This is a genomic window from Aeromonas sp. 600948 (assembly GCF_049174875.1).
Classification (GTDB): Bacteria; Pseudomonadota; Gammaproteobacteria; order Enterobacterales; family Aeromonadaceae; genus Aeromonas; species Aeromonas veronii_A.
The window spans coordinates 49110-57709 of the sequence record NZ_JAAKTY010000026.1 but is presented as its reverse complement, the minus strand read 5'-3'; the positions used below and the strand labels follow the sequence as shown (position 1 = coordinate 57709).

Annotated in this window: 7 protein-coding genes; 3 read left to right on the top strand and 4 right to left on the bottom strand. The window is 62.8% G+C overall.

The genetic code is table 11. The features are described 5' to 3' along the window. Positions 1 to 213: 213 nt before the first annotated feature. From gluQRS to thpR, 4 genes are all read right to left on the bottom strand, one after another. Positions 214 to 1122, bottom strand: a complete 909-nt coding sequence (gene gluQRS / locus G5182_RS18050) for a tRNA glutamyl-Q(34) synthetase GluQRS (RefSeq protein WP_421172731.1) — start codon at positions 1120 to 1122, stop codon at positions 214 to 216. Between the two features lie 111 nt (positions 1123 to 1233). Next, positions 1234 to 1683, bottom strand: coding sequence for an RNA polymerase-binding protein DksA (dksA, locus tag G5182_RS18045; protein WP_005335644.1), 450 nt, complete (start codon positions 1681 to 1683; stop codon positions 1234 to 1236). A 119-nt stretch (positions 1684 to 1802) separates the two neighbouring features. Then, the gene (gene sfsA / locus G5182_RS18040; RefSeq protein ID WP_201939152.1) at positions 1803 to 2546 is read right to left on the bottom strand and encodes a DNA/RNA nuclease SfsA; all 744 of its coding nucleotides are present in this window, start codon (positions 2544 to 2546) and stop codon (positions 1803 to 1805) included. Next, on the bottom strand, positions 2543 to 3085 hold the full coding sequence (gene thpR / locus G5182_RS18035) for an RNA 2',3'-cyclic phosphodiesterase (RefSeq protein WP_201939158.1): 543 nt from the start codon (positions 3083 to 3085) through the stop codon (positions 2543 to 2545). The genes sfsA and thpR overlap by 4 nt, the downstream gene beginning before the upstream one ends. 178 nt (positions 3086 to 3263) lie before the next feature. Between thpR and hrpB the strand changes: the two genes are divergently transcribed. From hrpB to G5182_RS18020, 3 genes are all read left to right on the top strand, one after another. Next, a complete protein-coding gene (gene hrpB, locus G5182_RS18030; protein ID WP_227341385.1) occupies positions 3264 to 5711 on the top strand; it encodes an ATP-dependent helicase HrpB in 2448 nt (815 codons plus the stop codon). A 73-nt stretch (positions 5712 to 5784) separates the two neighbouring features. Continuing rightward, complete coding sequence (gene mrcB / locus G5182_RS18025; protein WP_227341386.1) at positions 5785 to 8103, top strand: penicillin-binding protein 1B; 2319 nt, start codon at positions 5785 to 5787, stop codon at positions 8101 to 8103. Between the two features lie 59 nt (positions 8104 to 8162). Continuing rightward, the gene (locus G5182_RS18020) at positions 8163 to 8564 is read left to right on the top strand and encodes a VOC family protein (protein ID WP_227341387.1); all 402 of its coding nucleotides are present in this window, start codon (positions 8163 to 8165) and stop codon (positions 8562 to 8564) included. Positions 8565 to 8600: the final 36 nt, after the last annotated feature.

Here is an 8600-nt window from a genome sequence, read left to right as displayed (position 1 = left end):
TAGCTCACGCCTAACCAAATGAAAAACCGTGCTGACAATTGATCCCGCATGAAACCGTCCGCCAGCGAAAATAGCGGCCAATCTGCACATAGCTCACACCTGACCAAATGAAAAACCGTGCTGAAAATTGATCCCGCATGAAACCGTCTGCCAGCGAAAATAGCGGTCTATCAGCGCCCAGCTCACGTCCTATTACACGAAAACCGGCTCTCTTTACTCTATGTCCAGCGGGATCTTCTCGCTGGCTGGCACCCGTTCGAGCTGCCAGTTGGCGATGCCCCATTCGATGATCTCGTCGATCCGGCTCGCCATCAGCTCGGGGGGCGGGCACTGGCCGAGGAAGTGCAGCGCCTGCCACAGGGCCGGTCGCACCTCATCGAGCGCCAGGGCCGGCGCATGGTTCTGCTTGGAGAGCTTGTTGCCATCTGCCAGCACCGCCAGCGGTAGATGCACCCAGTCGGGCAACGCTGCACCCAGGGTCTGGTAGAGGGCAATCTGGCGCACCGTGGGTTCGAGCAGATCGGCGCCGCGCACTATCTCGGTGATGCCGCTGTCCATATCATCCACCACCACTGCCAGGTTGTAGGCGTAAAGCCCGTCGCGACGGCGGATAATAAAATCCTCCTCGGCAAGCGCCGCAGGGACCGCGATATGGCCCTGCAAACGATCGTCGAAGTGGTAGACCGGATGGTGCTGCCGCAGCCGGGCCGCGCAACCTTCGGCCGCAAGCCCGAGGGTACGGCAGTGACCACTGTAGAGACCGCCCGCAGCCATGATTTCGCGCCGGGTGCAGCGGCACCAGTAGAGGTCCCCCGCCCGATAGAGCTGGTCGATGATCTCGTCATAACGGCCGTGGCGTGCGCTCTGGAACATCACCTCCCCATCCCACTCGAGACCATATGCTTCAAGAGTCTTGAGGATCAGGGTCGCAGCCCCTGCCATTTCCCGCGGCGGGTCGATATCCTCGATGCGCACCAGCCAGCGCCCCTGCTGCGCTCTGGCCTGCAAAAAGCTGCCGAGGGCCGCAATCAGCGAACCGAAGTGGAGCGGGCCTGAGGGTGAAGGTGCAAAGCGGCCGACATAGGGACGTGCAAGGGGTGAGGACGGGGGATTCACTGGCATGACTGTTCGGGTAAGCAATTCATTGAGGCTGCATTCTGGGGCGCGACCGCCAAAAGCTCAATAAAAAAGGGAGCCCGCGAGCTCCCTTTTTCATATACCAGAGGGTCGGGATCAACCGGCCATCTGTTTTTCCTTGATCTCGGCCAGCGTCTTGCAATCGACACAGAGGTCGGCAGTCGGACGGGCTTCCAGACGACGGATACCGATCTCGATACCGCAGTGTTCGCAGTAACCGAAATCATCGTCTTCAAGCAGCTGCAAGGTCTTCTCGATCTTCTTGATCAGCTTGCGTTCACGGTCGCGGGTACGCAGTTCAAGAGCGAACTCTTCTTCTTGCGCGGCACGATCCACGGGATCCGGGAAGTTGGCAGCCTCGTCTTTCATATGGTCGACGGTACGATCAACTTCCTGCATCAGTTGGTTGCGCCAGGCACCCAGGATCTTGCGAAAATGCGCCTTTTGTTGGTCATTCATGTACTCCTCACCCGGCTTTTCCTGGTAAGGCGCGACACCCGCAATGGCCAGGGGGCCCAGAGATTTCCTGTTTTCGCCTGTTGGCATGCCCTGTCTCCTAATTCAGCACGCTACCCGTGCCATCCATAAATTGAGGGCGACATCTATAGCAGAAGGGTAACGGGTAAGCAAACGAGCCGTACCAATAATGTTACCCACTCCAATATTTATGCACTCCCCTCGGGTAACAGGTGACCAGATTCAAACGGGACAAACCCTTGAGCCACCATGCCTTGCACCCCAACATGGGGCCGATAGCATAAAATTTCAACCCCCGCCGCGATTGCCTGCTCAATTAGCAGACTATAGTGCGGATCTATATGGGTTGCAGGGCGCATCCGGCTTATTCCGGAGTGCAGCACCATAAAGAGCAGCACGGCCCTGTGGCCCGCCGCTTTCATCGCCATCAACTCGCGCAAATGCTTGGCTCCACGGGCAGTGACCGCATCGGGGAAGTAGCCCATGCCAGCCTCCTCCCGCTCGTCGAGCAGGGTGACCGATTTTACCTCGATGTAACAATTGCCCTTTTCGTCATCTTCCAGCAACAGATCGATGCGACTGTTCTCTTCGCCATACTTCACCTCGGTGCGCAACCGGCTGTACCCCGCCAGCGGAGCGATGGCCTCCTGCTCGATCAGCTCCCGGGCAATCTGGTTGGCGCGCGCCGTGTTGACGCAGATAAAGTGGCCCGCCGTGCTCTCGGCGATCTCCCAGCTGTTGAGCAGCTTGCGCTTGGGGTTGTCGGAGGTGGAGTACCAGACCCGGGTGCCCGGATCGGCACAACCGGTCATGGCACCGGTATTGGCGCAGTGGATAGTGATGACCTCGCCGTTATCGAGTTGCACATCGGTCAGAAAGCGCTTGTAGCGGGCCACCAGCTGGCCCGATTGCAAGGGGGGATCAAAGATCACGGGTTAGCCCTCCGCGCGTCTTCTTTTACCCGGGCCTGCAGCGGCCAGCAGGCAAGCGGCTCGTAGCGCACCCCGTCCGGAGTCGAGATGGATTGATAGAGGCAGAACTCATCGGCCTGCAGCAGAAAATTTGGGGCAGGCAGGATGGCAGGGGCCTCGACCGCCTTGCGCGACAGGGTGACATGGGGGCGATAACCCTGCTCGCCATTGCCAAGACGCAACTTCTCACCGTGGCGGCGCAGCGCCTTCGCCAGCACGGTCAGCTCGTTGGGCCACTCCTTCGGGCCAATCCAGGCGGCCTTGGCCCGGCTGAACCAGCCGGTCTCATCCAGCCTGATGGAGAGCGGCGGACAGTGCTGACGCTCCACGGCGGCGATCAGGCGGCGGGTGGTCAACTCGTCAGCCTCACCCAGAAATGCCAGGGTCAGGTGGAGGTTGGCTTGCGGCACCGGCTGACCGGGCCAGGGCAGCTGATCGCGCCAGGCGATGAGCTCGGGGGCGAGCTCCTTGACGGGCAGGGCAAAGAAGAGTTTGGCCATGTGGTGATAATGCCTTTTTCACGCTCATTGGATGGACCCATTCTATGGCAGCCATTCGGCCATGTCTCGCCAGCCTCCCGCACGAGTAGCCATCTGCGCACATCCACTCACGGTGGCGCGGGTGGCTGTGGCAGAATAGGCGCCGTTTTACCGGTTGCTACAAAAGGTGCTCATCGCTTTGTCCCAGCTCCCCATCGTTTCGGTATTGCCCGAACTCTTTGCCGCCCTCGACAGCCACACCAGCGTGATCCTGCAGGCGCCGCCCGGCGCGGGCAAATCGACCCTGCTGCCGCTGGAGCTGGTGCGTCAGAACCGGCTGCCCGGCCGCATCATCATGCTGGAGCCAAGGCGCCTGGCTGCGCGCAATATCGCCACTTTTCTGGCCCGTCAGCTGGGGGAGAAGGTGGGCGAGCGCATCGGCCTGAGGGTGCGTGGCGAGAGCCGCACCAGCTCAGCGACCCGGCTCGAGATCGTCACCGAAGGGGTGCTGACCCGGATGTTGCAGCAAGACCCTGAGCTGACTGGCGTCTCGCTGGTCATCTTCGATGAGTTCCACGAACGCAGTCTGCACGCCGATACCGCGCTGGCCTTCGCCATCGAGAGCCAGCAAGGGCTGCGCGATGACCTAAAGCTCTTGGTGATGTCCGCCACCCTGGATGGCATGGCACTCGAGACCTTGTTGCCGGATGCCCCTGTGGTTCGCTCGGAAGGGCGCGGTTTTCCCATCGACTACCACTACCGCCCCGCCAATCGCCAGCAATGGCTGGAGCCGCAGGTCGGTGCCGTGGTGCTCGAAGCGCTGGCCGAGCAAGATGGCAGCCTGCTGGTCTTTCTGCCGGGACAGGGTGAGATCGAGCGACTGGTGCAATGGTTGGCAGACAAACTGCCGGACGACGTGACCCTCGCCCCCCTCTACGGCCGCCTCGACATGGCGGCGCAGCAGGCAGCCATCGAACCAGCGCCTGCCGGCCGCCGTAAGCTGGTGCTCACCACCAATGTGGCGGAGACCTCCCTCACCATCGAAGGGATTTCGGTGGTGATCGACAGCGGGCTGGAGCGACGGGCTTCCTTTGATCTGAAAAGCGGTGTCACCCGGCTGGAAACCCGCCAGATAGCCAAATCCTCCGCCACCCAGCGGGCCGGTCGCGCTGGCCGTCTCGGCCCCGGTTTCTGCTACCGGCTCTGGAGCAACGAAGTGCAGGAACGGCTCGCCGAGCAGAGCCCGCCAGACATCCTCACTCAGGAGTTGACCAGCCTGTTGCTGGACGCCGCCCAGTGGGGGGCAAAGGTGGAAGATCTGCCGCTTCTCGATATGCCTCCCGCCGCCGCGGTGGCCAGCGCCCAGCGGCTGCTGGTGGCCCTTGGCGCCATGAAGCCGGAGGGTGAGCAACAACTCACTCCCGCTGGCCGCGCCATGGCCGCCTTCGGTACTCACCCTCGCCTCGCTCGCATGCTGCTGCGCGCCCGCGAGCTGGAGTCAGAGGGTCTGACAGGGATTGTCGCCGATGCCGCTTATCTGGTGGCGTTGCAGGAAGAAGATCTGCGAGGATCGGAGCGCCTCTCGGTGCTGTTCCACCGCCGTCAAAACGCCCTGCGCCAAAACGCTGCCCGCTGGTTTGAACGGCTTGGCGCCCGCCCTGCCAATGCACAGGGTCAGTGGCTGGGGCTACTCTGTGCCCTCGCCTGGCCGGATCGCATCGGCAAACTGCGCAGCGGCAGTCGCTATCAACTCAGTGGTGGGGTGAGCTGCGATCTGGTAGAAGGTCATCCCTGTCAGGGACAAGCCGCCCTTATCGCTATCGAGATGGGGCAGAACGATCGCGGCAGCCGCATCTTTATCGCCGAACCGGTCGATCTGGACGAGCTGGTACGCCTGCTGCCGGAACTGGTCAGCGAACGGCAGTGGTTCGACTGGGACGAGCGCGAGGAGCGGGTGCGCGCCGAACGCCAGCAGGTGATCGGCGAACTGGTGTTGAGCCAGCGGCCGCTGACCGAACTCTCTGACGAGCAGAAAGGGCGCTGCCTGCTGCAAGGCATTCGCCGCAAGGGGCTGCATGTGCTGCCTTGGGACGAGAGCAGCGAAGGGCTGCTGGCCCGTCTGCGCTGTGCCCGCGACTGGCTGCCCGATGAGGGGTGGCCCGCGATGGATGACGAGAGCCTGCTGGCCACGTTGGAACAGTGGCTGCTGCCAGCGGTGAGCGGTATGACCCGGCTGGAGCAGCTGAAGAGGCTCAATATGAGCGACATCCTGCGCCAATCCCTGCCCTGGCTGTTGCCCAAACGGCTGGACGAGGCGCTGCCGAGCCACTTTGCGGCACCGACCGGCAGCCGGGTGCGGATCCGCTATCAGCCAGGGCAGGCACCGGTGATCCCGGTGCGGATTCAGGAGATGTTCGGGCAAGGCTCGACCCCCTGCGTGGCCGATGGCCGGGTGCCGCTGGTAGTGGAGCTGCTCTCCCCTGCCCAGCGACCGCTGCAGATCACCGCCGATCTGGCTGCTTTCTGGGCTGGATCCTACGAACAGGTGAAGAAAGAGATGAAGGGACGCTATCCCCGCCACTACTGGCCGGATAATCCGCTGGAGGCGATGCCGACCAGGGTCACCAAGAAGAAGATGGGTATCTAGGTTCGATTGGCCAGGCCCGATCGGACGTTCGCGAATGCGACATAACAAGTAGAAAAGAAAGCAAAGAGGATTTATGGCAACCCAACGACGCAAGCGAGCCCCCAAGAAGGCAGCGCCCAAACGCACCATCTGGCGCAAGCTGTTCTGGCTTGGCTTCAAGCTATCTCTGGTGGTGGCGGCCTTTATGGTGGTGTTTGGCATCTACCTCGATACCAAGGTGCGCGAGCGCTTCGATGGCGAGAAGTGGCAGCTGCCGGTGATGGTCTACAGCCGCCCGCTGGAGCTCTACCCCAGCCAGCGCCTGTCGCGAGACCAGATGCTGCGCGAGCTCAACATGCTGAGCTACAAGCAGGTGCGCCAGCCTCACACGCCGGGTGAATACACCATCAACGGCAACCGCATCGAGCTTATTCGCCGCCCGTTCGAGTTCTATGATGGCGCCGACGGAGCCCGTGGCCTGCGCCTCACCTTCAACGGCCCGCGCCTTGAGGGGATCCAGTCGCTGGAGAACCAGCGCCAGCTCGGTTACGCCCAGATGGACCCAGTGCTGCTCGATCGCCTCAATACCGAAGATCGGGAAGATCGCCTGCTGGTGCGTATCGCCGAAGTGCCCGACAGCCTGCTGGTGACCCTGCTCACCACCGAAGATCGCGACTTCTACCAGCATGGCGGCGTCTCGCCGGTGGCCATCATGCGCGCCATGTTCGCCAACCTGATCGCGGGTCGCACCGTGCAGGGGGGCAGTACCCTGACCCAGCAGCTGGCCAAGAACTTCTTCCTGACCCGTGAGCGCAGCCTGTGGCGAAAACTGCAGGAAGCCTACATGGCGGTGCTGATCGACTATCGCTACAGCAAGGACGAGATCCTCGAGTCCTACCTCAACGAGGTCTATCTGGGGCAGAACTTCTCGCAAGGGGTCTATGGTTTCGGCCTCGCCTCCTACTTCTACTTCGGCATTCCGGTCAACGAGCTGGATATCGATCAGGTCGCCCTGCTGGTCGGTCTCGTGAAAGGCCCCTCCTATTACGACCCATGGCGCTTCCCGGAGCGGGCCAAGACCCGCCGTGATCTGGTGCTGAAGCTGCTGATGGATCACGGCAGCCTGACCCAGGCAGAGTATGAACTGGCCAGCCGCCAACCCCTCGGCATCATCACCCGTGGCCAGATGAGTTATGGCCGCACCCCGGCCTTTATGGGACTGCTCAAGCGAGAGATCCAGAGCCGCTTCGGCGCCGATCTGCTCAAGCAGTCCGGCCTCAAGATCTTCACCAGCCTCGACCCCATCGCCCAGCACGCGGCCGAGCGGGCGGTCGAATCGGGCCTCGCCGATATCGAGAAGCTGCGCGGCAAGAAGAAGCTGGAGGCGGCCATGGTGGTCTCCGACTGGCACAAGGGCGAAGTGGTCGCGCTGGTGGGTGGCCGCGATCCCCGCTACGCCGGGTTCAACCGGGCGCTGGATGCCCGCCGCCAGATCGGCTCGCTGGTGAAACCGGCGGTCTACCTTACCGGTCTCTCAAACGGTCTGACCCTGGCGACCCCGCTCAAAGATCAGCCGATCCGCATTCGCGGTCAGGATGGTCAGGTCTGGACGCCGCAAAACTACGATCGCAAGTTCCGCCAGAGCGTGCCGCTGATGGATGCGCTGGCCAGCTCCCTCAACGTACCGACCGTCAATCTCGGTCTGCAGGTGGGGCTGGAGAAGGTAGTCGACACCCTGCACAAGCTGGGAGTCCAGCAGGAGATCCAGCCCTATCCGTCGCTGGTGCTGGGGGCAGTGGCCCTCTCGCCGCTGGAGGTGAACCAGATGTATCTGCCCATCGCCAATCAGGGACTGACCCAGCCGCTGTCGGCCATTCGCGCCGTAGTCAACGGGGATGGCAGCCTGCTCTATCAGCATGATCAGACCGCCAAGCGGGTCACCGACCAGCAAGCAAGCTGGCTGACCCTGTTCGCCATGACCAAGACGGTGAGTCAGGGCACGGCCCGCGCCCTCAGTGCCAAGTTCCCCGGCGCCACCATGGCAGCCAAGACCGGCACCACCAACGAGCTGCGCGACTCCTGGTTTACCGGGATGGACAACAACGAGCTGGTCAGTATCTGGGTCGGGCGCGACGACAACACCCCGGCGGGCTTGACCGGCGCAAGCGGGGCACTGCAGCTCTTTAGCGGCTACATGAGCCAGCGAGGCGTCAACAGCCTGAGCCTGCAGATCCCGGAGGGGATCACCTGGGCCAACTTCTCCCGTGCCAGCGGCACCCGCGTCACCAGCGACTGCCCGGGCAGCCTGCAGGTGCCGGCCAAGGTATCGACCATGGGCTCACCGACCAGCTGCAGCAGCCCGGGTACGCCACGCAGCGCACTGGACGACTGGTTCGGTGGATTCTTCAACTGACCGAGGGAGACGGGTAGCCCGGGCTGCCCGTCTCGCCATCCCGCTTACAAGGAGTCACCATGCACCAGCCGCTGTTTGAGGCCATCCACCACGTTGCCATCATCGCCAGCGATTACCAGCGATCGCGCCACTTCTATCACGAGGTACTGGGGCTGCCCATCATCGCCGAGACCCTGCGCGAGGCGCGCCAGTCGTGGAAACTGGATCTGGCCCTGCCGGACGGCAGCCAGCTGGAGCTGTTCAGCTTCCCCTCGCCTTCCGAGCGCCCCTCCCACCCCGAGGCGTGCGGCCTGCGCCATCTCGCCTTTCGGGTCAGCGACCTTGACCGCGTCATCGCCCATCTGCATGCCCATCGAGTCGATGTTGAGCCAGTGCGGGTGGATGAACTGACCGGCAAGCGCTTTACCTTCTTCGCCGACCCGGACGGTCTGCCGCTGGAGCTCTACGAAGCGCCGCGCTGAGCCTGCATCGACCAAGCAATCAGCCAAACAAAAGCC